This is a genomic window from Paenibacillus nasutitermitis, from assembly GCF_014641075.1.
Classification (GTDB): domain Bacteria; phylum Bacillota; class Bacilli; order Paenibacillales; family Paenibacillaceae; genus Paenibacillus_Z; species Paenibacillus_Z nasutitermitis.
This window is the reverse complement of sequence record NZ_BMHP01000003.1, coordinates 233,224-259,096: the sequence shown is the minus strand read 5'-3', so window position 1 is coordinate 259,096 and position 25,873 is coordinate 233,224. Positions and strand designations below refer to the sequence as shown.

Here is a 25,873-nt window from a genome sequence, read left to right as displayed (position 1 = left end):
GAAGCGATTGGAGTTTAAGGCACAGGTAAAGGAAAAACGATAAGACTTAGGAGGGAGAAAATTTGAAAAAAATTGTCATCGTACTTGCCCTAGTTAGTTTTGGTTTAATGGGCTATGCTCCTGCTCATGCAGCGGTGGATTATAATAAAAGGCCTGTGGAGATAATCGTAAATGGGAAGTTTATTCCAATGGATGTACACCCGATTATGGATAATAACCGCTTGTTTATCCCGATCCGATCATTAGCGTCGCTAGGGATTCATTACAGCTATTCTTCTTCAAGAGTGACTTTAAAAAATGAAAACGGAGAATACTTGAAGATTACTGTAGGCAGTAAGGTCGCCTATAAGGGCAATCAAAAAATACAAATGGATCAGGCTGCAAAAAATCAGGACGGCCGTGTGCTTGTCCCTATTCGATTTGTAAGCGAGGCATTAGGCTATCATGTAGAATACGAAACCCTTCGCCAAATGGTTTTTGTGAACTCCGACAGTTATAAATTTGATCAGAAACAGATTACTCAAGAGGACTTGCAAGCGGCACGTAAAGCGGCAATTTCTTTGCCTATACAGTTTGATTTTAAACCGCTTGATTCATCTGGAGTCCACCATAATTATTCTTTCCCTGTAGGAAGAGCAGATGTATACATGTTACTGGACAGTCGGAATACGACTCTTGTTAACATTAAAGATGGGAAAGCAACGGCTGTCGGTCAATTTGCGGTTTCTGATCGATCCCATACATCTGGTGATATTCCTCCCAATTTTATTTTTGATACCGATCCCCTCTTTGAGGCCTATCACAATAGTAACGTCTTGTTTATAGAAAATAGAGACGGCACAGCGAGAGCTATTCACAAAGATGAAAATGGCAAATCGGTGGAGTTAAAAACAAACATCCATGTTTATTCCGATATTATTCAAAAACTTCCTAATCAACAATAACAAAAAGAAGGGAAATCCATCTAGCGGATTTCCCTTCTTTTTTATTAACTTTTTTGATCGAAGCAATCAGGCTTCCGTTACCGGCAGAAACCAGATCCGGGCGGCTCATTGATTTCATTCGTCGTCTTCTCTATATATAACACGACATAAAATGGTATAATAGGAGAGAGGGAGTATGATACATCTTATACATATATTGTTAACTTAAAGCTAATATACAAAAAGAGAGGTGTATTTATGAAGTCAAAGCTTTTATTAACTATTGTTTCTTCCACATTATTTTTTTCCTTAATGGGTACGATTGAAGCAGAGAGTATTCAAACTAAAAATGAAACGAGTACTGATTTTAAAAACACGATGGTTCTTTCCCTGGACAGTTCCGTGGCATTAATCAATGGTCAAAAGGAATCGGCTGTAAAACCGATTGTTAAAGATGGCAGAACATTAGTGCCACTTCGTTTGATATCTGAAGGATTTGGTGCAGTAGTAGATTTCAATACAAAAAGTCAGTCCATTCGCATTCAGTATTCAAATAAAACAATTTTAATGAAAATTAAAAATAAAAACATCACTATAGACGGTAAAACCGTTGTTATGGATGTACCTGCAAACATTTACAATGGCTCAACCTATATTCCTCTAAGATACATTGGGGAGGCTCTGAACAAAAAAGTAGTATATCAAAAAAGCACTGAAACTCAGCCATATAGACTTATTATTATAAGGGATGTCAATACTTCAACGATTGAAGAGTCCAAACTAATTCGCGTCTATGGGCTGACCTACGAAGGTAAGAATGTTATTTATAGTGATAAATATTTGGTTGTAACAAAAGAGAACAATAAATTACGGGTAAGCAATGATTTCTATACGTTCAACGACTTTAGTTATCATGTAACAAATGACGACAAGAACTCAGTTCATCTTGGAGATATTTGGTTCAAAACTGAGAAGAGTGACTTCTATCTGAATTATGACTACAATACAACGCAAAAATTTATTTTATATCAGGTAAATGGAGAATCGATTTCAAGAGTAGCTACTGAAAATGTGCCTATAAAGTCGGTAAAAACATATTTAAGCAATGTCTATTATCTAACTCAGTATCAGCGTGGCTTGCAAGATGCCGATCAAACAACCAATTTGAAATATGCAACACACAATAATGGACAATGGTCTTCAGATTATTTAGGTAAGCCTGGATTTTATTATGGGTTTGATACCTTAGGTAAGGTCTATGATTGGACCATTGATAAAGATGGGATCTCTACATTCGGTTATCAACGCGCTGGAAACCTAAGTTCAGATGAAAGGGAAAAAACGTTTGGACAGTACAAAATCAAGCTGAGTGGGCACCAACACGAGCTATTGTAGCCATAATGAATTACCATCTTGAGTAAAATGGGTTACCCACGAGTTTGCCGCAAGGCAAAGTTACAATTAATTAGGGCTCGAAGGTCTGCTTTGATTCAACTATGAAGGCTCTCCAATTGGACCCGGCAGGGTGCCCTGTTTGGTTTTTAGCTTTCGGTTGAATCTCGCATCGGAGGGATATGTATATAACATTGACAAATCAATGTGCTTCATGCATATTTATATTAACATATGAATACATGCTCATATGTAATTATAAATAAAGGTGGAGGGTTTACAATGAAGAGGGACGCGAATCACACCGAGCATCAACTTATGGAGCATGATCATATGACTAATAATGACAATGGGCATTCACGCAGCCATTCCCATAGTCACTCACACAGCCATGGACACGATCATGGACATGGCGGTCATCATTCACACCATTCTATCGATTCCAACGGCAATAAAATGGGCTTAATCATAGCGTTGACGATTACTGTAAGCATTATGTTTTTAGAGTTTTTTGGCGGATTAATGACGAATAGCTTGGCTTTGTTGTCAGATAGCGGGCACATGCTAAGTGATGCAAGTTCTTTGGCGTTGAGCTTAGTAGCGGTATGGTTTGCGGCCAAAGCAGCTTCTCCACAAAAAACGTATGGCTATTATAGATTTGAGATTTTGGCTGCTTTGTTGAATGGCGTGACATTATTTATTGTTGCTGGATTTATTGTTGTAGAAGCGTACGAGCGTTTTTTTGAACCACCTACAGTAGCCAGCGGCTCTATGATGTTGATTGCAAGTATTGGTTTGTTAGCTAATTTGGCAAGTGCTTGGACGTTGATGAAAAAAGGGGATGTGAAAAACAACATTAATCTTCGCAGTGCCTATCTACACGTTCTTGGGGATGCGTTGGGTTCGGTGGGTGCTATTGTTGCTGGACTCATCATGATGATATTTGGTTGGTATGCTGCTGACCCGATCGTCAGTGTGTTTGTCGCTTTGCTTATTCTAAAAGGAGCTTGGGGTATTATCAAACATACACTTCATATTTTGATGGAGGGGACGCCAAGTACGGTGAATCATGCTGATGTCATGCAAACATTGAGGGGCATCGAAGGTGTGTTAGATGTCCATGATCTGCATATTTGGACGATTACATCGGGACTGGATTCTTTAAGTGCGCATGTGCTAATCGATGACAAATCTGATCATCAGATGATTTTGCAGCAGGCGTTACAAGTGATCAATGATAGATACAACATTCAGCATACAACGCTGCAAGTTGAAACAGACCGTATTCAGCACGAGAAGCTCAAAGTGTAAGGTTTGAATGGGTTATAATTTCGAAGAAAACCGTCATCTTATTAGGTGGCGTTTTTTGTTTTTAATAAATATTTGCGTAATACGATAATAATTCCTATAATATGATAATATATTTTATAAAATGGTGGTGATTATGTGAAGGATAGTGGAGCCCAAGCGCCGACACAAAGTGTAGTACGAGCATTAACTATTTTATCTTGTTTTTCAGATGAGCAACCGGAGGTGAGAGTGAGTGATGTTGCTAAACAGTTGGATTTAACCATTAGTAATGTTTCGCGACTGTTAGCGACGATGGAAGCGATGGGATACGTTGAGAAGGATGAATTCTCTGGATTCTATCGATTAGGGACGAAAATTGTCACCTTGGGTGGAATAGCTTTGAATAATTACGACATTCGTAAGCAGGCACTGCCGGAATTGCACGCATTAGAGCAGCAGCTTGGATTGGGTGCGAATCTCGCTATGTTAAAAGAAAACCAAATTTTCTATTTAGCTCACGTCGATAGTCATCATTCACCACGAATGTACACGTTGATCGGCAGAAGCAATCCATTGCATTGTACAGGAATTGGCAAAGTACTGTTAGCACACATGGGTAGTGACCAACTTGAGAAGGCGTTATCTCCGGATCAGTTATTCGCTTATACAAGCAAGACCTTAACGAGCAAGGAACAGCTTATGGAACAGCTTCATTTGATTCGCGAACGCGGATATGCGATGGAAGATGAAGAATTGGCATTAGGCAGAGCGTGTCTTGCAGCGCCTGTTCGGAATCGTAAGGGAGATGTGATTGCGGGCATCAGTATTTCAGGTTCATTATCTGAGATTCGCCTGGAGCAAAGAGAGCAGGAGCTGAGTCGAATTTTAATCGAGGTGTCTGATCATATTTCGATGAAGATGGGCTATATTACAATGACAACATGAGAGGAGCAATGCCATTATGAAATTATTATTAGTCATTGATTCTGGTACAACAAATAGCCGTATCCGTTTAACCGATGGCACTAATGTCTTGGCTACCGTTAGCCGTCCTGTCGGTGCGAAAGATGTTGCTGTCACCGGAAGTACACAAGTATTGGAGGCTGCCTTACGAGAAGCGATTGAGGAACTTCTCACAGCGCAGCAGCTTACGATGGATGAGATCGAAGCGATTATTGCCTCTGGCATGATTACATCCAATATGGGACTGTTAGAAATTCCTCATCTCCCTGCACCTGCGGGAATCGACGAAATGAAAGCAGGAATGATTAGTCGGACCTATCCATCCGTTACAGATCGTCCGATTTTGTTTGTTCCCGGGATAAAAACAGGATTTCAAGCAGAAGCGAATCTCATGGAGAAAGATATGATGCGCGGAGAAGAGGCGGAGATTATCGGTTATTTGCATGAAATTGGCGAAGCGGCTCAGGAGCCGATGCTATTCATGCACTATGGTTCTCACCATAAAGGCATTTTGCTTGAAAATGGCCGAATCGTAGGCTGTGCAACCTCGGTTACGGGTGAATTGATGATGGCGATTCAGCAGCAGACGATATTGAAGAATAGCCTTGTGTCACCAGCGGACGTATTGCCTGATCTGGCGATTGTAAAGCAAGGACTTGCGATCGCCAGAGCATCCGGCTTCGGACATGCTTTGTTCCGATCCCGGATCATGCATGTCATGGATGGTGAAGATAAGCAAGCTGCTACAAGCTTGTTTTTGGGTGCTCTAATCGCTTTGGATATGGCGATGCTTGAGCAAATGATGACGGCAGAGACGAAGCATATTGTTTTGTATGGTAAAGAGCTTTTTCCTTCGCTATTCCATATCCTTCTGAATGAGCAGTACCCGCATATAAGGGTGACTGTCATTTCGGAAGCTTTGTCCGATCAATTGAGCGCCAAAGGCGCTGTTCAATTATATCAAGCTTACAAGGAGGGACGAAACGAATCGTGACATCATCCTTATTACTTCCATTAGAGCAGCATAAAGTCGTTGTTATTATTCGAGGCATTGCACCAGCTTACATGAGCGATTTGTTCCAAGCTTTGTATGACGGCGGTATCCGCATGGCAGAAATCACTTTGAATTCGGAGCACGCATTGGAATCGATCAGCATGATGCGCAAAGCCTATGACGGACGAATGATGGTCGGAGCGGGTACGGTGCTGAATGAAGCCAGTGCCAAAGATGCGATTGCTGCTGGTGCACAATTTCTTGTTTCGCCGAACGTGGATGAAGGCATGATTCGTTATGCTGTCTCGAATGGTGTTCTTCCTTTGCCAGGAGCAATGACGGCAACGGAAGTGGTTCAAGCCGTGCGCTTCGGTTCGCCGGTAGTCAAAATCTTCCCTTGCGCAAGTCTTGGCCCTAACTATATAAAAGAATTGAAGGGACCACTGAACGATATTCCTATGCTTGCTGTTGGTGGGATCAATGAAGATAACGTTGCTGATTACATGAATGCGGGCGCCATCGGTGTAGGAATTGGCGGCAGCATGGTTAACAAAGAATGGATCCATTCAGGACGCTTTGATTTGATACGAGACTATGCGACTAAGCTTAGAGCGAATATGGGAATAAAATAAACAACTTAAGATCGGAATGTCAGGAGGAAAGTAGAATGGGTCGATTGATCGATCATATCTTGCCTACTACGCTAAAGCTTCGCTTGTTCGTAGCTTTTATTGTGCTAATCCTCCTGCCTTTCTCACTATTAATGCTGCATCACTTCAGCAATGTGGAATCTGTGTTGCAGCGTACTTTTAGTGAGCAGAGCATGGAGCAAATGCAAAAGATTAACCAATCCTTTGATGAGATGATTAACGATGCTTATCGTACGTCTGTTTTGTTAAATCAAGATTCATTAGTGCGGCGCGTGCTGCAAAAACCCGAACAATTCAATGAGATTGAACGCGTTTCACTCATCGAGGAACGTTTTCGAGCCATTAATAATAGTTTATTTCTCACAACGCCGCAAGTGTTTTATACAATCGTAGATTTGCAAGGTCATGTGTATTCCTCCTACATGCCAGCAGAAGCTTTTTCATCTCAAACTCAATTACAGCAATCGCCGAGATTTCAAGAAGCATTGAAAGGCATACTGCCTTATACGCTGGCCATTGAACCGAATTATGTTCACGCTGAAGTTTCTCGCAGTCCGGATGTTCTCTCTATTCACGTAGCTTTGCTTGATGGAAGCTATAAGCCTTATGCTGTCGCACGGATCAGCATTGATTATTATCAGTGGTATCAGAACCTTACACATGCTTATTCATCCGAACATATTTATGCGATTGTACGTCCAGATGGCATTATACAATCATCGACAACCGATCCTGTACAAGCTATATCTTTCGAACAGTTGGATGCATTCGGTACAGCGCAGGGACACTATGAATCAGATGGTTCCATCATTAACTACAGCTTTATGCCCTCCATGGGATGGTATCTGGTGAAGCAGGTGCCAACCGATATTGTATTTGCTGAAGTGAAGCACTTGAAACGCTCCTTTTTTATTACGTTCTTAGTGTTTACGGCGGCTTTTATTGGCATGACCTTCTTAATTGCTTCTGCGGTCACACGTCCGTTGAAACGATTCCAGGAAAGCATGTCGCAAGTAGCGCAATCGCAGTTGAAAATTCATTTGCCAGAAGAACAATATCGTGGTGAAGTGCTGCAGTTGGCTACGTCCTTCAATCAGATGGTAAGTGATATTCAAAAGCTGGTGAAGCAACTGAACCAAGAAGAGCGGATGAAAGAAGCCGTTCATTTTCGCATGCTGCATTCCCAGACGAATCCTCATTTTTTGCTAAACACATTAAATACAATCAAATGGATCGCGATGAATGATCACAATCAACGCATCGTAGACATCTGTTTGGCGCTGGGCCGATTGCTGGAGGCTGGGCTGAATTCGGAAAGAGAACTGATTCATTTGAAGGATGAAATTGAACTTGTGAATGCCTTTATCCAGATTCAGTGCTTCCGTTATAACAAGCAGTATGAGATAAACTGGGAATACGATGATACGGTATCTTTTGCCCTGGTGCCCAAGCTTAGCTTGCAGCCGCTAGTGGATAATGCCATTACCCATGGATTCACAGGGAAAAGTACAGGGATCATTCAAATTCGCATTACGGCAGATGATAAGTTTTTGGACGTTGCTGTGCTTGATAATGGGATTGGACCTGAAGCCTCCAAGAAACATAGCAGTAACAAACATAGCGGGATTGGTTTGAACAATTTACGAGAGCGCTTGCACTTGTTATTCAAAGACCAAGCGAGTTTAGAGATAACATCGACGAATGAGGGGACACTCGTTTATTTTCGCATGCCGCTGCTTATTTCAGAACCCTATGAATAGGAGGATATCGAATGTTAACCGTTCTACTGGTGGAAGATGAAATTTTAGTTCGTGAATCCGTGAAACGGATCATCCCTTGGGAATCGTTAGGGTTTCAAGTCGTTGCAGAAGCCGATCATGGTGAAGAGGCGATGATTTGTATTCGTCAATTCAATCCGGACCTTGTTATTACAGATATTATTATGCCGATTATGAATGGAGTCGACTTATTGAAAGAGGCACGAAAAGAAGGCTATGAAAGCCGTTTTATCGTTTTGTCTTGCATGAGTGATTTTGAATATGTGAGAGAAGCGATGGAGTACGGTGCTTCCAATTACATTTTGAAATTATCGATGAACATTGAGTCGCTGACCGAGGCTTTGCAGAAAGTAAAGTTGGAGTTGCTGAAGGATTCTAGTCAACAGGTAACTTCACTGCAGCCATTCTATGAACACATATGGAGACAGATTGGTGAGCAGGTGATTGTTCAGCAGTCGGATATTCGCGAGCGTTTTCCCTTGACGGGTTTTGGGGGGGTGCATTTGATCGTGTTGGTTTCCACCCATGGTTCAGAAACGTTCGATAAAAATAAGCTGCTGCGTATGGAGCTCTGGTCACATGTCCAGCCACAAACGATTCATACCTTTTCGAAATGGGGCCAGACGGCTTTTTTTTGTTGGTTTAACACTGAGAAAGATGCGGAGCATGTATTAGAAAACCTTCGTAAAACACAGCTTATGCGATACCGAATCGAATATAGCTCTGTCGTTCGTTTGGAGCAGCTTTATGAGGCTTGGGGTCAAGCATTATCTCGCTCAGATCGATACTGGTATGAGGAAAAAAGGGACAATGCTCTGTTAGAAGATCCTTCTACCTTTGCGGGAGAACAGGATTTGTGGAAAATGGAACGCATCATCATTCTTGTATTCGAACAAATGAAAGCCGACCGCTGCTGTGAACGACTGATTCAATTGTTTGACCACATGAGAATACAGCAAAAATCGATGTATCGTGTGAAAGAAACGGCAAGGCGATTAAGTCAAACGTTCAGTCGTATTATGAACCAACCGTTAGAGCTGCAAAGGGAGATTGCCTTATGCGGAAGTCATGAGCAGCTTTGCTCCATGCTGATCGGGATGGTACAGACGAAGCTGCAACAGTGGGAGCGCAACTTCCCTATTTTAACGGATCATCCTGAAATCAATAAGGTCGTCGATTATATTCGAATGAACTATCATCAAGAGATCACAGTAAAGAGTATGGCGAAGCAGGTTGCGATGGATGAGAAATATTTGAGCGGTTTATTCAAGAAGAAAACGGGTGATACCTTAATTCATTTTCTTCAACGCGTTCGAATCCGCAGAGCAGAAAATTATTTGCATACAACGGATTTAAGTGTGAATGAAATTGGAGCAATGGTCGGGTATCCGAATGATAATTACTTCATCAAGGTTTTCGATCGGTGGACGAAGCAGACGCCAAGTCAATATCGGAAAAGTGCGATGACCTAATATAGGGGCAGAAAAAGCGGGAATCGTACGATTGTCTAGGGTTATGTTCTATTCGATCAAGGCATGAAAGCTGCAAACGGCTAAGAACACGAATCTGCATGATGAATGAAGGAGTTTGTACGTGACGAGACATGAATGAAAGCTGTTACAATCAGGAGGAATTCAACAAGGGGGTCATATCCAATGAACAGAAAACAGATCATATCAATGGTACTTGCATTCGCGATGGTGGCAATATTAGCAGTGGGTTGTTCTTCCAAAGAAACAGACAAGTCTAATAAAGGCGAAGACCAGAAGAAGCCAGTGAAGCTGGTCTTTTGGGGTGGTGTACCTGCAGATGCGGGACCGCAAAATGTCGTTGATACATGGAATAAAACAAATCCGGATGTACAGGTTGAATATAATCGTTTCGTTAATGATGACGAAGGGAACTTGAAATTGGATACCGCATTGATCACGAATCAAGCAGTGGACGTTTATTTCAGCTACAATGTTCCTCGTTTACAAAAAAGAGTGGATGCGGGTACCGCTTTGAATTTGAAAGATTTTAAAGACTATGACATCGAGGACAAAATGGGGCCGTCTGCGTTGGACTGGAAAATTGGCGAAGATTATTATGCGATCCCAACAACTAAAAATGTCTATATGATTTGGTTGAATGACAATTTGCTCAAAGAGCATAATTTGGCAGTGCCTACCGCATGGACTTGGTCAGAAATGCAAGAATACGGGAATAAGTTGAAAACGGATAAGCGATACGGATTAGTGCAATTTTTGGAATCATATGCCGATCCGATGGATTCTATCTTGAGTCAATTCGGAGAAACAAAAGCAGACGGTACATCCAACCTGGACCATCCTGGAATTGCGACTTGGTTAACAACGTTGAATGAAATGATGGGCACTGGTGCAACAGTACCACTTGGAGAGCAGTTGACCTCCAAAATGCCGGTTGAAACGATGTTCTTAAAAGGCGAAGCTGCAATGTTGAACGCAGGTCCTTATATATTCCGCTCCTCGAACAACTTAACTGAAAATCCACGTGAGTTCAAAATTGCTTTTGCACCTGTTCCTCGAATTACAGAAGATCCAGCAGAGCATAAGCAAAGAAATGGACTGGGTGATGGACTAACGATTAATCCTAAATCCAAACATGTGGATGAAGCATGGGCTTTTTCCAAGTGGTATGCGGATGAAGGAGTGATGTTAATGGCAGCGGGTGGAAGAGTTCCTTCCTCCAAGGACGTTGATCGTGAAGCGGCAGTGAAATTGATGATTGAAGGCGTTGAAGATTTGTACGATGTGGATTCCTTACAGAACGTATTGTTCGAGCAAGAGAATACATTCACGAGAAAGACGCCACAGCAGGTGCTTGATTTACGCAGAGAAGAGTATGAGAAGTTCTTTGTTGGCAGCCAACAACTAGAACAGACTATTAATAATATGGTGAAACGTCATAATGATTATCTTAAGCAATAATGCAAGTGTTCATGTTCTAATCCATCAAGGAGGGGACTGGTGAAATGAAGAACAGTTGGATAAAACGGCAAAGGCTGACCGGTTATATATTCGTCGCCCCAAATATGATTGGTGTGCTTGTCTTCTTCATATTACCGGCATTATTCTCGTTAGTGCTTGTCTTTACGGATTGGCAGTTTGGCAGTCAATCCGTAAACTTCATCGGAGTTGAGAACATTACCCGTTTGTTCAAAGATCCGGTGTTCTATATCTCTTTGAAAAATACGCTCATTTTCTTGGCTTCTGTACCCATTTCATTAATGTTGGCCTTTATTGTCGCAGTTGTGTTGAATAAAAGTGTTTATTTTAAAGGCTTGCTCCGAGTGTTATATTTCATGCCGTATATTACGAGCGGCGTAGCAACAGCATTCGTATGGATGCTTTTGTTCCAGCCAAGTCAGGGGCCAATCAACGGTTTCCTTAGAAGCATTGGAATTGAAAACCCGCCAGGCTGGTTAGCTACAACTACGACATCAATGTTTGCAATTGATATTATTTGGATTTGGTTTATGCTTGGTTACTTTATGATTATTTATTTGGCGGCTTTACAAGAAGTTCCGGCGGAACTGCAAGAAGCAGCCAAAATGGACGGAGCAGGCACCTATAAAACGATCCGTCACGTCATGCTGCCAATGGTTAGTCCAACTACGTTTATGTTGCTCATTAGCGGACTCATCATGACCATTAAAACATTCGGAATCATTCAAGCGATCACGCAAGGCGGTCCCGGGAATAGTACAACGATCCTTTCACTCTTTGTCTATAAAACAGCATTCAGTTACTACGAGATGGGTTATGCTTCAACAATTTCATGGGCACTATTTCTTATCATTGTCTTGATCACAGCAGTTCAGTGGATCGGCCAGAAAAAATGGGTTCATTATTAAAGGGAGGTCATCTAGCATGATATGGAAAAAAGCAGGGCTTACCGCATTCATGCTGCTTTGCGCCGGATTGATGATCTTGCCTTTCATATGGATGTTCAGTACATCATTGAAATCGCCCCTCGATGTTTTTCAGTATCCGATTCGTTGGATTCCAGATAAATTTGTGTGGGATCATCACATTAAAGTATGGACAGGTGAAGAGAGCTTCGTGCTTTACTATGCCAACTCATTAAAAATCGCCCTTATCGCAATGGCGGGGGCAACCTTCTTATCTGCATTCGCGGCATACGGCTTTGCAAGAACGCAGTTTAAAGGAAGGGAATTGATGTTCTTCATTTATTTATCCATGATGATGGTTCCGCCGCAAGTATTATTCGTACCGAAATTTATCATGTTCGAATGGGCAGGAATTTATAATACGCATTGGGCAATCATTCTTCCTGGTTTATTCACGATCTTCGGTGTATTCATGTTAAGACAATTTTTTATGAAAATACCGATGGAAATATCAGAGTCAGCTTTCATCGATGGTGCAGGACATTTCCGTATTTTCTTCCAACTGATGCTGCCGTTAGCCAAACCTGCCTTGGCCACGCTCGCAATCATTGATTTTTCATGGCATTGGAACGATTACGAGAATGCACTCGTCTTCCTCATTGATCCAAAGCTGTATACGGTTCCGCTCGGATTGAAAAATTTTATATTGGAGCACAGCATTGATTATAACGGCATGATGGCTGCAGCTACAGCGGGGATCATCCCGATGTTGATCATATTCTTACTCGGGCAGCGGTTCATTATCGAGGGTATATCTAGTTCGGCAGTAAAAGGCTAATTTATCAAAAAGGAGAAGATCATTTTGTCACACACACATCAAGTTTTGGAAGGCGTGTATCCGATACTGGCTACTCCCTTTACCTCAAGTGGGGAAGTCGATGAAGCGAGTTTGCGTGAGTTGGTTCGCTTTCAATTAGCAGCTAAAGTTAATGGCATTGCGTTGTTCGGTAATGCTAGTGAAATGTATACATTGCTTGATAAAGAACGTGAAATGATTGCATCTGTCGTTATGGAAGAAATAAACGGGCAAGTTCCTGTCGTTTTCGGCAGTGGTCATACGGGGCTTGAAGGGGCGGTTCAATTAAGCAAGTGGGCGCAAAAAGCAGGCGCGGATGCGTTGATGGTATTGCCTCCCTACATGGTAAAGCCAGACGGTAAACGAATGGTTGAATACTTTGGAGCGATAGCCAAAGCTGTGGATATTCCCATCATGCTGCAAGATGCACCCATTGCGAGCGGAATAAGTATTCCAGTTCCTGTGATGGTGAATTTGGCTAAAGAATATGAGAACATCGTATATGCGAAAGTGGAAGCCCCGCCTACTACAGTCAAAATTACTGAAGTGATCGAGCAATCGGAGGGACGTTTGGCGGTATTCGGTGGATTGAACGGCAACTATTATTATGAAGAGCTATGCCGCGGAATTGTTGGCACTATGCCGGCTTGTGAATTCCCTGATGTTTGCGTGAAAATATTCCAATTGTTCCGTTCTGGAGAACGGGATGCCGCGAGAAGATTGTTCTATCAGTATTTGCCTTTCATTCGCATTGGGACGATTCCGGGCTATGCCATGGCGGTTCATAAAGAGATTTTGAAAGAAGGCGGCGTAATCGAGTCTGCCTACGTGCGTAATCCGAATGCTCCGATAGATGAAACGTTACGCCGGGAAGCATTGGATACTTTGCTTGATCTGGATCCTCTTGTTTTGAACTGGAAAAAGTAGTGATCCTATGTGAACTATAACGGAACAAAGTTGAAATTAGAACAGAGGAGTGGAACCAACACGGAATTAGTGTCGGTTCCACTCCTCTATTATTTAGCTGCGCTAGTTGACTACAGTACAGCTTGCCGATAAAGAGGTCGGAAAATACCTGGAAGGATCCCCGTTAATGCATGAATCGTTAAAGAGCTGTTCACGAATTTACCGATTTCTAGACCCCTGCAGACTCCTTGTCGGTTCGCGCTGATCGTCTTCCCAAGACGCCGCTGGACAGGAACATCCAGAGAGAGAGTGCAAGGCAGACCCCGGCAAAAATGCCAATGGATGAGTAGCCCCCGAACTGAACATAGAGCACACCGGCTCCCCATGCGCCGAGCGTGTTCGCGCCGTTCATTGTGGCGTTGGCCAGACTTGAGATCGTTCCCCGGATAGAAGCATTCAGGGAAGTGAGCGCACCCATGACAATCGGGAAAATCATCCCGAGTATGGTACAAATGGTGAAATAAACGGTCGTCACTACAGAGACCCCGGCCAGACGGGGCATCACCATATAAAGGATAACAAGCACGATCATACCCATCGTAACTGCCTTGACGGCTCCGCCCAGCTTGCGGGCTGCATAAGCACTGATCATGCTCCCCAGCAGATTGCCGAGCCCGAGGAAAATCATCACGGTGCCGATCTGCCCGACCGGAAGCCCGAAGCGGTCAGCCATCCACCTGCCAACGAAGGTGAATGCGGTACCACACCCCAGATGAAGGAGCAGGTAAGCGAAGAAGCCGCCTCTTGCCTTGCCGCTTGTGATTAGCGGGACATACCGGCCCAGGATTGACGTCCGCTCGCCTTTTTGCAAGCTGGGCTTCATGTCGGGCAGCATGTAGAAGACTACGACGGCAAGCAGCAGCGAAACGCTTCCAATCGTCCAGAACGGAACGGACCAATTGGCGGCCGCCAGCCAGCTTCCGATGGGCACGCCAAGAGCCTGGGATGCGGCGAGCCCGGAGAAGGCGATGCCCATTGTTTTCGATATTTTGGATGCAGGCATAACAGCGGGAATGGATGCCCACACCTGCGGAGCGGTGAATGCCGCACTGATGCCGGCAAGTAAACGGAACAGACACATGGTCCAGAAGCTGTCCGCAAAGCCGCATAGAATGGTCGAGATGGAGAAGCCGAGCAAGCCGCACAGAAGCACGATTCGGCGGTTCCAGCCGTCAGACAGAGGTCCGGCGATCAAAGCGAAAACGGCCGAGCCGAGCGTATAGGCGCCAAGCATCCATCCGGCGATATCCGTAGACACACCGAATTGTATCTGCAGCGTCGGAAGCAGAGGCGAGATCAGGAACGTATCGGTTCCGATCATGAACATGATGAGGAAGAACAGTACAGAATATTTACGCATGGTCAATTCACTCCCAGGGTTTAGCGTTGCTTGCGTTTATTATCATAAGCTATAATAGTGACAACATTTGTCATGAACTTAACCATGCATGGAAAAGAGGCTGATCGGATGCCCAAGTCCAAAAGATTGATGGAATTGATGATGACCGTCAACCGGAAACGGCGATTCAAGGTGCAGGAGCTCGCCGACGAATTCGGCGTCTCCACGCGCACGATACTAAGGGATCTGCAGGAGCTGAGCGAGATCGGGGTGCCGCTTTATTCGGAGGTGGGTCCGCACGGGGGTTATCAGGTGCTGAGGGAGCGGGTCCTGCCTCCGATCGCGTTCACGGAGGAAGAGGCTGTTGCGATGTTCTTTGCGGTGCATGCCCTGCGCCATTATTCCTCTCTGCCGTTCGAAGCGGAGTCCGCTTCGGCGCTGCGCAAGTTCTATCTGCATATGCCGGGGGACGTCAGGGACCGAATCGACGGCATGAAGGACCGGGTCGACTTCATTACGCCCGCAAGACGCGGGCATGCGCCCAGCCTGTCCATTCTTCTCGATGCGGCCGTACACCAGAAGGTGCTTGACGTCGTATATGAGTCGAAGGAAGACGAGGCGGGCAGCCGCAGGATTCAACCAGTCTGTATCTATGCCAACAACGGCCTCTGGTACTGTACGGCCTATTGCTTCCTGCGCCAGGGCTTCCGCGTGTTCCGTTGTGACCGGATTCGCGAGGCTGCTTATGCGGAGCCCGGCACAGAGCCGCTTGATCTGGGCGACATCCGTCAAAGCAGGAGGGAGGCCGCAGAGCCGAGTGAGCCTGTCCGCCTTCGTGCGGAGCTGAGCCGGGCAGGCGTTCAGCGCTGCGAATCGGAGCTGTGGCTGGCTCCCATGCTGTATGTGCACGAAGACGGCAGCGGAACGATCGATAAGGATGTTTCCCGCGGCGAACTGCCCTTTTATGCGGAATTCTTCATCGGACTTGGGGATGAAGCCGTCTTGGAGGAGCCTGGTGAGTTGAAGGATAGGATCAGGAAGAGACTTACGGAGCTGCTGGCCCGATATTCATAAACAAGTGGAAGGATACTGAGCCTTGAACTGGCGGCCTCTGCCAAGCAGGAAGGGGCTGACCCAAAAGCCAATTTGTGATTTTTGGAGCCCCACTTACAGCTGAAATTCGATCATACAAAGGACCTTAATCTCCACCTTTAGGTGGGTTTTAAGGTCCTTTTGCATTTGAAATGGGATGTTCCTATGTCATGCGAACACATTTGGGACAGCCCCTTTTGTTTGACTCTATCATAGCAATCTTGTACTGCCGTCTGCCTCCCCTCCCCTTGGCATGAACGGCCGCCCGGATGGCAGTGATTATCACGTTTAAAGGCTGATATCATGAGTATTCGTGTATGCCATTAAAATTCGAATGTTTGTTAAGCCGCAAAGTATAGTACTTTAATTTTAATTCAATCTTTATTTAGAGAGGGAGGCGGCATGATGAAGAAAATAATCGTTCTGTTGGTAACGCTTGCAATGGCCTTCAGCGGTTATCAGGTTACCGCTGCAGCAGGAAAGACGGTCTATTATTTCAAGGCTTACGATTTGACCGGTTACCAGGACCCGGAGACCGGCCTGCCGAGCAAGCTGCTCGGCATGTCCGACTATGTGGCGTTAAAGGTGGTGCAAGGGGTTGTAAACCGGACGGATGCAACGCTTCTGATCGATCAGAATTTGAATTATTATACGGATAGCGATATACATTGGAAGGTCTATTATGAAAGCAAAGGCTATACCTTCATTACGTTGAACTCGATTGCAGACGTTTATCAAACCTTTAAAAGCCGGTTTAGCGGCATTGTCACTTACAATCATACAATGACCACGGACCTCTATCATTGGCCGGAGCTCGATATGGCTGCGGTGGTCGGCTCGCTTACGGATCGCATTCCCGTTCTATCCTCGCAGGTGAGCCGTTTTCAAACCGATTACGGTCTTGCTCCGGCAGCGACATTGACGCTTACCGACAGTTTTTCGGATTATCCTGACGCTCCTGGCACGATCAGCGGAAGACTGGAAACCTATGGCTGGACGACTCCGCTGCAGGCTTATCAATGGGGCTACGATCATCTGCTGAAATATTGCAATCCGCATGAGTTTCATCATATGGCGGAAGAGTCTTTTGACCTTGCGGCCGAAAGAAAAATGTTCTATGCCTACCTGCTGTCGGGCGATCCCGCGCAATTCAATCTGTTGAAAAATATTTACAGTTATTATGATTCCAGAAATGCTTCGTTTCCCGTATGGGGATGGGTGCAGCATGAAGATGTGGACCTAAATGCCATGGCTCCCTACGGCGGTTATATCAAAATGGCGGGCAGCACCAATTTGTCTTTTCATAATAAGGCAGCAGCTTCCTCGAATGTATTCGCGCATCAGTCCAATTATACGGTGGCGAATACAACGGTACAGCAAGACAAATATTACATCACCTTCACAGCTTCCGAGAATGATACGCCCAAAGCGGTCACGACCTTTCAGCACGGCGCCTGGCTCGACGCCAACAGGGGCAATGTCCCGATCAACTGGGGATTCGAGGCCAGCATGGCGGAAGAAGCCCCGGCTTTGGCTGAATATTATTATTCCCATGCGACCAGCAACGATTATTTCTTCAGCGGTGGAGCGACGCCTCTGGGATTTGCCGATTATGACGAGATGCCCGCAGACGTGAAAAATGAAATCAAGCTGCGCGGAGCGGCCTTGATGCAGAAGGTCGATCAACGATTTCTCGATCTGTACAGCGGATATGGGGCGATCGGTCCGCTGAGTCCCGTTGAATACGGCGACTTGGGAGCGGCGTTGGGAGTGGATGCCCTTATCGCGGAGACGCCGAACGGCGAGCATCAGGTGTGGGGAAATACATTCGTTTCCGGCAGATCCAGCATGTATCCACTCAGACAGACCGACTTCAGCGATGATTTCTCAAGCGGCACCGGCAAATGGACAACTACCGGCGGCAGCTGGGCTATTGAAGGCGGCGAATTCAGTCAGAGCGCCGCAACAGCCTCGCCAAGCCTGGCATATGCGATTAACGGTCTGCACGGGTATGTGAATGCGGATGCGAGGCTCAGCAAACAAGCGTCCGTATCGGGGATGTCCGGTATCGCGTTCCGGAAAGGAACCGGCGACAATTATTACTGGTTCTATTTGAAGGACGGCAGCAAAGCCGGATTGATGAAGGTCGTCAACGGGGTGAGGACGGTTATCGGAACGGAAGTGGATTTCACGCATGTGAAGGATACCTTCTATACGTTAAGAGTGGTTGCGTCAGGGTCTTCGATAAAAGGTTATATCAATGACAAGCTGGTGCTTGACCGGACGGATGGGACGTTTGCGACTGGCAGGCTGGGACTTGCGACCCTGTCCTCCCACACGCATTTCGATGATGTCAAAGCGGTATTTACGACGCAAGCCCAGCAAATTATCAATGATATCAAGAGCCGGACGGTTGATATCGCCCGAGCGAAGCCCGCATTTCTGTCCGGATATTACGGCTATATGTTCACCGGGGAGCATGAGAAAAATCAGTACGGGCATGAGCCGGGCGCCGGTCAGGTAATGGCCGTCAACCCGACGATCCTGAAGGAGGTACAAGATACGCTGAATGCCTCCTACCCCGGACAATACAAATTTGCCAGACTGGACGAAATGGTATCGGCGCAAAGGCTTTATGCCGACAGCCTCAACACCGATATGACCGATGAACTGAACGACTATTCGAAAATGTACAGCCACAGCGCGAATCTGTTACTGGATGCCAACAATCAAGCGGCTTTTAACGGGGATGCATCGAGGCTCGCCAGGAGCTCGAATACCGAGGAATACATTATTTACAAGACGCCTTCTCAGACGAGGGATATAACCGGTTTTACAGCAGCAGGCTGGTATTGGCCGGATGAAGCAGTCACGGACTTTGCTTTCTATGCTTCGCCTGATGGGGTGACTTATACGCCATTCACGCCAGCGAAAACAACGGTGAACGGTACCGGGTCAATATGGAACAAAATGGTCTACAAGGGCGCAAGCTTGCCGGGGGGGACAAAGTTTATTAAAATGGTGTTCAAACAAAATACGGCGAATTATTGGAATCCGCAGCTGGGAAGCGTCGGCATCTCCACCGCTCCCGCAACGGGAACCGTCATTGATAATTTTAATGATTGGACGAAGGTATACAGCCACAGTGCGAATCTCGCGGTGGATACCAGCAATCCGGCTGCTTTTAACGGAGATGCCGCAAGGCTGGTCAGATCGGCCAATACCGAAGAGCATGTCGTCTACAAAATCCCCTCCGCATCGCAGCGGATGACGCGGTTCTCGGCAGAGGCCTGGTTCTGGCTCGATGAGACGATTACCGATTTTGCATTCTATGTCTCACCCGACAATATCAACTATACGGCGATTATGCCGACGAAGACATTGACAAGCGCGGTCGGGATCGTATGGAACAAAGTTGGCTATAAGGCGAATTCATTGCCTTCGGGGACCCAATATCTCAAAATCGTCTTCAAACACAGCACGTCTAATTATTGGAATCCCCAAATCGGAAAAGTGGAGTACGCATTTCAGTAACAGGCCGGAACAAATGATACGTGGCAGCACATTGGAAGTCCGGGAAAAATAGGTGAAGCAGGCGGAAAACGATCTGGAGAAGCGTTAGCTGAAAGCTTTCAGAAGGAAAGCTGCTTCGGAAGCATCCGCTTACGGCCTTTGTACCCCGAATTTTACCCCTAGAGTGCAAATCGGTTCATAATACAAAGAATGAACCGTTTGCACTACAGGTATCCAAATTCAAAAATTCAGGGGTACAACAGCGATCGGAAGACGTTTCCGCATGCGCAGCCTAAATAGACCACCGGGCTTTTAGGGAGACGACAGCATTGAGACCGTTCATCTATTTCATGAAGCAGAACAAAACCTTGGTCCGGATGATCCTCATTTTGACAACGGCCTGCGCGATTCTGTTATCCTCTTTATCCGCTTTTCTATTTAAGCAATATTCGGAGAAAAGCGTCCGCGATGCCTATGGCATCTCGGCCGAACAGCTGGAGCAGACCTATCGGATGATCGAAGCCCAGCTGATGAATGTGTACAATTATTATGCCAGATTTTATTCGAGCAGCAGCCATGTATTCAATGCGTTATATGCGGATCAGTTTAATTCGGAAGAGATGTACGAAATCAACAAGACGCTTAAAGATTCCATGCAGGTCAGCCCGCTCGTCTCCTCCGTTTACATTATTAACCGCAATGCGGATGCGGCTTTTTCAAGCGGCTCGACGGTGAAAGCGATCGGGGATTTCTACGATACCGACATCGTAAGCGACCTGAAGGCAGGTTATGCTGTCAACCATCCTGTTTTCATTCCGCGGGACGTGCGTTACCGCATATACGACAAATGGGAGGAGCACCGGTTCATCTCGGTTATTTTCTCTGAATCGTCCAGTGCCAATACGGCAGATTCCGCGTTGGTGATTAATATCAGTCAGGATAAGATCAGAGAGATTATGGCCATGAAGCCCGAAAATGCCCAGACGCATAAAATGATTGTCGACCATGCGGGCGTGGTTGTCGTCCAGACGGAAAGTCCGATGCAGATGAAGTTGGAGGAAACGTTCTTTCATACGATTCAGGCGCAAGGATCCGGCAGCGGGTACTTCACGGAGAAGATTCAAGGGAAGAACTATTTTATTACCCATCTCAAGTCCAGCAGCATCCTGGGATGGTATTTCATTAATATTATGGAATATGATCAGCTGGTATCGGGAATATCCAGCTTGCGCGATGCTGTTTTTACCATTACCGGCCTATTTATTCTCCTGTCGGCTATTGTTTCCCTGTTTTTTATCCGGAGCTTGTATAAACCGGTCCATCGTCTGATTCATAAAGTCAAATCGGGGGGACGAATGGGAGTGCGTTCTTCTTCGTCCGGCGAATTCGAGTTTCTTCGAGATGCGTTTGATCATTTGACGGCGGATATTTCCGATCTGAACCATAGCAAGGAGGATGCGGTCCTTTTCCTGATCGGCTCGACCGACGGAAAGCCGCTGCCGGGCCTTCACGGAACTTTCAGCGGCATACAGGAAGAGATCGGGAAAAATTTGAAGCTGTCCGTTACCGTGGCATTCGGTCCTGTGTTCAGTCAGCTTTCGGAGATCCGGAAATCTTATTTCGGCGCTTTAAATGCCGCCAATTGCAGAATCAGGCTGGGAAAAGGCGCCATTATCGATCAGGATGCCGTCCTGGACAATGGCAAGGAGCCGTACATTTACCCCCATGAAGCGGAGAAGAGGCTGCTGAACAGCTTGAAGCTGGAAGAAGAGGATAAATTCAACCAGTCGCTGCACCTCTTCGTTCAAATGGCAAGCCAATTCAGCTACGATGAGATGATCTTATCCTTTACCCAGCTGACACTGGCCGTCATGAAGACGGCGACAAGTCAGATGCAGGTCGATCCTGAGCGATTGGATATCCAGAGAAGCCATATATCGAAACAACTCGCGGAACGGGAGACCTTTGAGGAAATTCAGATTTGGTACCGGGAGCTTTATGCGACCATCGTTCAAGCGGTGAATGAGAGAAAGGATTCGAAGCAAAGCGACATGGTCAAGCAGCTTGTGGACTATATCTCCGTTCATTATGACGATGCGAATCTGAGTGTCGAAAGTCTTGCCGATCAGGTTCAATTGTCACCCAACCACCTGCGCCTGATTGTAAAGAAGCAGCTGGGGAAGTCGCTCTCCGAGTATATTACGGATATCCGTTTCATGCATGCGATGCGGATGCTGCGGGAAACGGATGAACGGATTAAGGATATCGCGGAAAAAGTGGGATTTGTGAACACTGGCTACTTCTACACAAGCTTCAAGAAATATGTCGGAGTAAGTGCGGCCCAGTACCGGGAGGATCACAAGACGGAGCAAAGCTCCTGATCTTCCCCGCACGAGAACGCCATCAAGGACCCGAGTGGGGCCAGGATGGCGTTCTTTTTTACGTGGAAATCATCAAAAATCGACTTCATGACGAGAAATAAGCTGCTTGATCATGAACGATTAGGGATTTCATTAAAAAACAAACTATTCATCGGGAAGCCAGGTGTGTAGATTAAGAGTCATCCGGAACGATCGGCAGAGCGAAAGACGTTTCCACATGCGTAGCCTAATTAGATCACCGGACTTTTAGAGGGGGAGGAAAGACATTGGAACAGATGAAAGCAAGAGGAAGGCTTCGTTCCTTTATTCATGAATTGGCCGTCAATAAATATCTCTATTTAATGGCGCTGCCCGGTTTGATATTCGTATTGATTTTCAACTACGTTCCGATGCTGGGCATCTATGTGGCTTTTCTGGATTTTAATCCGGTTAAAGGGTTGACCGGCAGCGAGTTTGTCGGTCTGCGCAATTTTGATTTTTTCTTCAGCGGGCTGGATTGGCCCAAGGTCACGCTTAATACGATTTATCTCAATCTCCTGTTCATTCTGGGGGAAATTCTGTCGGCCATTGTATTGGCTGTTATCATTAACGAAATCAGCGGAAAATGGTTCAAGCGGGTGACGCAGTCGGTCATTATCCTGCCCTTCTTCATCTCCTGGGCGGTTGTTTCCATCTTTATGATCGCTTTACTTTCGTCGGATGGAGGTATCATCAACAAGATGCTGGAGGCTATGGGGTTTGATCCCGTGAGCTTCTATTCGTCTCCCGAGGTATGGCCGGGCATTCTGATCGCAATCCGGATATGGAAAAGCGCCGGTTACGGAACCATCATCTATTTGGCGGCAATGGCGGGGATCAACAACGATTTGTATGAATCAGCGAGGATCGACGGCGCCAACCGCTTGCAAATGATCCGTCATATTACACTGCCTCTGATGAAAAGCATTACGTTCCTCCTTGTCCTGCTTGCCCTTGGACGGGTGTTCTACGGCGACTTCGGGATGATCTACGCGCTTGTCGGCGACAATTCGTTCTTGTACCCAACGACAGATGTCATCGATACCTTTGTTTACCGGTCGCTTCGCACACTAGGGGACTTTGGCATGGCTTCCGCTGTCGGGCTGTACCAGTCCGTGATGGGGCTTATCCTGATTCTGATCACCAACAGGATCGTCAAATTCTACGACAAAGACGCAACGATCTATTAAGCTGCCGGGAGGAACGATATGAAGACGCAACACACAAGCGACAGAATTTTGCTGGGGATTTTCTACTTCGTTATTACGTTATTTGCTTTCGTCTGTGTGTTGCCTTTTCTGCTGCTGATCGCAAGCTCGGTTACCGATGAGCTGTTACTGGTGCAGAAAGGGTACAATCTGATCCCTGATCATTTATCTTTTGAGGCCTATAAACTGATCCTCCAGACAGGTACGATCTATAAATCGTATCTGGTGACCTTGACCGTGACGGTCGTCGGAACCGTGATCAGCATGTTCGTAACCAGCGGGATCGCCTATGCCATCTCCGAGAAAAGATTAAAGTATGCGAGCGCGATTTCCTTCTTTCTTTATCTGACCATATTGTTTAACGGTGGACTGGTTGCCTATTATCTTCTCATTGTCAAATATCTCCACATGAACGATACGATATGGGCGCTTATTCTTCCTGGCGTTCTAAGTCCTTATTATGTCTATATGCTCCGTAATTTTTTCCGTACGGTTCCCGAAGCCCTGTCGGAGTCTGCCCGGATAGACGGCGCCAGTGACGTGACGGTGCTGCTGCGCATCATCATTCCGGTATCGCTGCCTGCCATGTCGACGATCGGGTTGTTCTATGCGATCGGATTCTGGAATGAATGGTTCCGGGCGCTATTGTTTATTGAGAAGCCCGATCTGTATCCCTTGCAATATATCATTATGGCGATTATTCGAAACGTCGAATTTGCCAGCAGCATGGTTAACGGCAATCAGCAGATCGTATCCGTCGTGCCCGCGCTTTCTGCGAGAATGGCGACAACGGTTATTACGATCGGCCCGATTATTTTCCTGTACCCGTTCCTTCAGAAATATTTTATCCGGGGATTGGTTATGGGTGCAGTGAAAGGCTAGATCCGATATCCGGTTTAGCATAGATGACTTATAATAAAATGTGGAGGGGTTAGAAGAATGAAGAGCAAAGGTAAGAAGAGTACGGGATTGCTGCTCGCTCTGGTGTTGTTGGTCAGCATGCTGGCGGCATGTTCGCAAAACAACGAGAAGAAAGGAACAGAAAAAGCGAACACGACGAATGGAAATACGCAATCCGAAGCAGGTGCTTCCGCGCCGGATCCGGTGGAGTTGAATTTCATGCTCTGGGGGGATAAGCCGGCGGGGATGGATGAGGTACTGGCCGAATTCGAGAAAAGAACGAAAGATACACTGAATATGAAGATCAACATCTCCTGGACGCCGCTGAGCGATTTCTCTAACAAAGTGAAGCTGAAGCTGTCGGCAGGCGAAGAGGTGGACGCCGTATTCGACGCACCATGGGCCACCATGATCAACAATATCAATCAGGAGCTGTATCAGGAGCTGGATACCTACTTCTTAAACGATGAGTATCTGGGATTGAAACAAGCGTTCGGCGAGCAGTACGTCACCAATAACAAATTCAACGGCAAGCTTTACGGCATTCCGTTCACGCAAGGGTATAAGGAAATCTACGGTTATTTCATCCGCAAGGATTTAAGGGAAAAGTACGGCATGAATAAAATTTCGAGCCTGGGTGAGCTGGAGCAATATTTCGATCATGTTCTTAAGAATGAAAAAGGCGTTATTCCGGTAGCCGATGACGGCAATGCCTTGAGATGGAACTATGGACTGACGGATGAAAACGATTATTTTTTTGCTAAATCCAATATATTCACGACGACTTTAGCGGGCGGCTTATCCGCAACCTGCCAGTTGAGCGAGGACAGGAAAGCATGCATAAGCCTGGAGCTGCCTGGGGACAAAGAGACTCCATTCCCGGGAATCCCCTATAACTTTGTCGAGCTGTCGTCCAATTGGAAAAGCAAAGGCTATTTCGAGAAGGATCTGCTGACACAGCAAAATGCAACTTCCATGTTCGTAGGAGGAAAAGCAGCATCCCTGGCCCATGGCATCAGTCAGTTTTCGGTGTTAAACGATCAGATCGCCAAAGCGGTTCCGGGCGCGCAGCTCGAGTTCTTCGCTTCAAGCGACTCGCAGCGCTCGCTGCAGCCTGCCGCAATGAAAACGGATTTCAAGGCGTTTAACTTTATCAGCATTCCGGTCACTTCCAAGAAAGCGGATTCGGTGATGAAATTTTTTAACTGGCTGTTCTCGGACAAGGCCAATCACGATTTGTTCGAACGCGGTATCGAAGGCGTGGACTGGGTGGCGGACGGGGATTCGCTCTATAAAAACCCGGAAAGCGGACCGAGATACGTATTTCCTGGCTATGAGATGACCTGGAATCCGAATTTGATCCGGAATTTGGCTGGCATGGACGAGCAGGTCTATAACATTCTTGATTACAGCATGGATGTGGACAGCTACTATCAGACTCCGCTTGCGGGCTTTACGTTCAACTCGGAGCCCGTAAAATCAGAAATCGCCAAAGTAACTCCCGTCATGGACCAGATCGGTCAAGTATATGCTTCGGGAGCGGTGAAGGACGCGTATGCCAATGCGCACGAGCTGAACAAGAAAGCTGTCAAGCTGGGTCTGGAGAAAATCAGGGAAGAAGCCTTGAAGCAGATTAACGCCTATTTGGCTGGGAAGTAGAAGGAAAGCAGGCTGAGGCTGCCTTTGGGCGGCCTCTGCTGCCATACCTTCGTAAATCGCTCGTCCCAATAAGAGAG

At 46.0% G+C, this 25,873-nt stretch carries 20 protein-coding genes; 18 read left to right on the top strand and 2 right to left on the bottom strand.

Annotation, left to right across the window (positions count from 1 at the left end):
- Positions 1-62 precede the first annotated feature (62 nt).
- Positions 63-944 carry a copper amine oxidase N-terminal domain-containing protein gene (locus IEY46_RS20260; RefSeq protein ID WP_188994429.1) on the top strand — a complete coding sequence of 294 codons (882 nt, stop codon included), beginning with the start codon at positions 63-65 and terminating at the stop codon, positions 942-944.
- Here IEY46_RS20260 and IEY46_RS36795 read toward each other — a convergent pair.
- Positions 931-1,062, bottom strand: a complete 132-nt coding sequence (locus IEY46_RS36795; protein ID WP_268239530.1) for a hypothetical protein — start codon at positions 1,060-1,062, stop codon at positions 931-933. The genes IEY46_RS20260 and IEY46_RS36795 overlap by 14 nt on opposite strands.
- A 119-nt stretch (positions 1,063-1,181) precedes the next feature.
- Here IEY46_RS36795 and IEY46_RS20255 point away from each other — a divergent pair, with 119 nt between their 5' ends.
- From IEY46_RS20255 to IEY46_RS20205, 11 genes are all read left to right on the top strand, one after another.
- A complete protein-coding gene (locus tag IEY46_RS20255) occupies positions 1,182-2,318 on the top strand; it encodes a copper amine oxidase N-terminal domain-containing protein (protein ID WP_188994427.1) in 1,137 nt (378 codons plus the stop codon).
- A 315-nt stretch (positions 2,319-2,633) separates the two neighbouring features.
- Entirely contained in the window at positions 2,634-3,626 is a 993-nt protein-coding gene (locus tag IEY46_RS20250) for a cation diffusion facilitator family transporter (protein WP_373288875.1), read from the top strand.
- Between the two features lie 135 nt (positions 3,627-3,761).
- Positions 3,762-4,550 carry an IclR family transcriptional regulator gene (locus tag IEY46_RS20245; protein ID WP_188994423.1) on the top strand — a complete coding sequence of 263 codons (789 nt, stop codon included), beginning with the start codon at positions 3,762-3,764 and terminating at the stop codon, positions 4,548-4,550.
- Between the two features lie 16 nt (positions 4,551-4,566).
- Positions 4,567-5,562 carry a 2-dehydro-3-deoxygalactonokinase gene (locus IEY46_RS20240; RefSeq protein ID WP_188994421.1) on the top strand — a complete coding sequence of 332 codons (996 nt, stop codon included), beginning with the start codon at positions 4,567-4,569 and terminating at the stop codon, positions 5,560-5,562.
- Positions 5,559-6,194, top strand: coding sequence for a bifunctional 4-hydroxy-2-oxoglutarate aldolase/2-dehydro-3-deoxy-phosphogluconate aldolase (locus IEY46_RS20235; RefSeq protein ID WP_188994419.1), 636 nt, complete (start codon positions 5,559-5,561; stop codon positions 6,192-6,194). The genes IEY46_RS20240 and IEY46_RS20235 overlap by 4 nt, the downstream gene beginning before the upstream one ends.
- A gap of 35 nt (positions 6,195-6,229) precedes the next feature.
- Entirely contained in the window at positions 6,230-7,972 is a 1,743-nt protein-coding gene (locus IEY46_RS20230) for a cache domain-containing sensor histidine kinase (protein ID WP_188994417.1), read from the top strand.
- An 11-nt stretch (positions 7,973-7,983) separates the two neighbouring features.
- Positions 7,984-9,462: a response regulator gene (locus IEY46_RS20225; RefSeq protein WP_188994415.1), complete on the top strand. Its 1,479-nt coding sequence runs from the start codon at positions 7,984-7,986 to the stop codon at positions 9,460-9,462.
- Positions 9,463-9,645: 183 nt separating this feature from the next.
- Positions 9,646-10,941, top strand: coding sequence for an ABC transporter substrate-binding protein (locus IEY46_RS20220; protein ID WP_188994413.1), 1,296 nt, complete (start codon positions 9,646-9,648; stop codon positions 10,939-10,941).
- 44 nt (positions 10,942-10,985) lie between these two features.
- Entirely contained in the window at positions 10,986-11,867 is an 882-nt protein-coding gene (locus IEY46_RS20215; RefSeq protein ID WP_188994404.1) for a carbohydrate ABC transporter permease, read from the top strand.
- 16 nt (positions 11,868-11,883) lie between these two features.
- A complete protein-coding gene (locus tag IEY46_RS20210) occupies positions 11,884-12,702 on the top strand; it encodes a carbohydrate ABC transporter permease (protein ID WP_188994402.1) in 819 nt (272 codons plus the stop codon).
- Positions 12,703-12,726: 24 nt separating this feature from the next.
- Positions 12,727-13,647: a dihydrodipicolinate synthase family protein gene (locus tag IEY46_RS20205; protein ID WP_188994400.1), complete on the top strand. Its 921-nt coding sequence runs from the start codon at positions 12,727-12,729 to the stop codon at positions 13,645-13,647.
- A 208-nt stretch (positions 13,648-13,855) separates the two neighbouring features.
- Here IEY46_RS20205 and IEY46_RS20200 read toward each other — a convergent pair whose 3' ends face one another.
- Positions 13,856-15,046, bottom strand: coding sequence for an MFS transporter (locus IEY46_RS20200; protein WP_188994398.1), 1,191 nt, complete (start codon positions 15,044-15,046; stop codon positions 13,856-13,858).
- A 108-nt stretch (positions 15,047-15,154) separates the two neighbouring features.
- Here IEY46_RS20200 and IEY46_RS20195 point away from each other — a divergent pair, with 108 nt between their 5' ends.
- The 6 genes from IEY46_RS20195 (at position 15,155) to IEY46_RS20170 (ending at position 25,796) form a co-directional block, all read left to right on the top strand.
- Positions 15,155-16,099 (top strand): helix-turn-helix transcriptional regulator, encoded by a 945-nt coding sequence (locus tag IEY46_RS20195; protein WP_188994396.1) that lies wholly within the window; start codon positions 15,155-15,157, stop codon positions 16,097-16,099.
- A gap of 420 nt (positions 16,100-16,519) precedes the next feature.
- Positions 16,520-19,651: a GxGYxYP domain-containing protein gene (locus IEY46_RS20190; RefSeq protein ID WP_229750424.1), complete on the top strand. Its 3,132-nt coding sequence runs from the start codon at positions 16,520-16,522 to the stop codon at positions 19,649-19,651.
- Positions 19,652-19,959: 308 nt separating this feature from the next.
- Positions 19,960-22,011 (top strand): helix-turn-helix domain-containing protein, encoded by a 2,052-nt coding sequence (locus IEY46_RS20185; protein ID WP_229750423.1) that lies wholly within the window; start codon positions 19,960-19,962, stop codon positions 22,009-22,011.
- A 275-nt stretch (positions 22,012-22,286) separates the two neighbouring features.
- Complete coding sequence (locus IEY46_RS20180) at positions 22,287-23,219, top strand: ABC transporter permease (protein WP_188996049.1); 933 nt, start codon at positions 22,287-22,289, stop codon at positions 23,217-23,219.
- Between the two features lie 18 nt (positions 23,220-23,237).
- Entirely contained in the window at positions 23,238-24,119 is an 882-nt protein-coding gene (locus tag IEY46_RS20175; protein ID WP_188994390.1) for a carbohydrate ABC transporter permease, read from the top strand.
- Between the two features lie 57 nt (positions 24,120-24,176).
- Positions 24,177-25,796: an ABC transporter substrate-binding protein gene (locus IEY46_RS20170; protein ID WP_188994388.1), complete on the top strand. Its 1,620-nt coding sequence runs from the start codon at positions 24,177-24,179 to the stop codon at positions 25,794-25,796.
- The last annotated feature ends 77 nt before the right edge of the window (positions 25,797-25,873 follow it).

What these genes read in the sequence shown, in the direction of transcription:
- IEY46_RS36795 (WP_268239530.1), bottom strand. Translation starts at nt 1,062, where the DNA reads ATGAAATCAATGAGCCGCCCGGATCTGGTTTCTGCCGGTAACGGAAGC.
- IEY46_RS20255 (WP_188994427.1), top strand. Translation starts at nt 1,182, where the DNA reads ATGAAGTCAAAGCTTTTATTAACTATTGTTTCTTCCACATTATTTTTT.
- IEY46_RS20250 (WP_373288875.1), top strand. Translation starts at nt 2,634, where the DNA reads ATGGAGCATGATCATATGACTAATAATGACAATGGGCATTCACGCAGC.
- IEY46_RS20240 (WP_188994421.1), top strand. Translation starts at nt 4,567, where the DNA reads ATGAAATTATTATTAGTCATTGATTCTGGTACAACAAATAGCCGTATC.
- IEY46_RS20230 (WP_188994417.1), top strand. Translation starts at nt 6,230, where the DNA reads ATGGGTCGATTGATCGATCATATCTTGCCTACTACGCTAAAGCTTCGC.
- IEY46_RS20225 (WP_188994415.1), top strand. Translation starts at nt 7,984, where the DNA reads ATGTTAACCGTTCTACTGGTGGAAGATGAAATTTTAGTTCGTGAATCC.
- IEY46_RS20220 (WP_188994413.1), top strand. Translation starts at nt 9,646, where the DNA reads ATGAACAGAAAACAGATCATATCAATGGTACTTGCATTCGCGATGGTG.
- IEY46_RS20215 (WP_188994404.1), top strand. Translation starts at nt 10,986, where the DNA reads ATGAAGAACAGTTGGATAAAACGGCAAAGGCTGACCGGTTATATATTC.
- IEY46_RS20210 (WP_188994402.1), top strand. Translation starts at nt 11,884, where the DNA reads ATGATATGGAAAAAAGCAGGGCTTACCGCATTCATGCTGCTTTGCGCC.
- IEY46_RS20200 (WP_188994398.1), bottom strand. Translation starts at nt 15,046, where the DNA reads ATGCGTAAATATTCTGTACTGTTCTTCCTCATCATGTTCATGATCGGA.
- IEY46_RS20195 (WP_188994396.1), top strand. Translation starts at nt 15,155, where the DNA reads ATGCCCAAGTCCAAAAGATTGATGGAATTGATGATGACCGTCAACCGG.
- IEY46_RS20190 (WP_229750424.1), top strand. Translation starts at nt 16,520, where the DNA reads ATGATGAAGAAAATAATCGTTCTGTTGGTAACGCTTGCAATGGCCTTC.
- IEY46_RS20180 (WP_188996049.1), top strand. Translation starts at nt 22,287, where the DNA reads ATGAAAGCAAGAGGAAGGCTTCGTTCCTTTATTCATGAATTGGCCGTC.
- IEY46_RS20175 (WP_188994390.1), top strand. Translation starts at nt 23,238, where the DNA reads ATGAAGACGCAACACACAAGCGACAGAATTTTGCTGGGGATTTTCTAC.
- IEY46_RS20170 (WP_188994388.1), top strand. Translation starts at nt 24,177, where the DNA reads ATGAAGAGCAAAGGTAAGAAGAGTACGGGATTGCTGCTCGCTCTGGTG.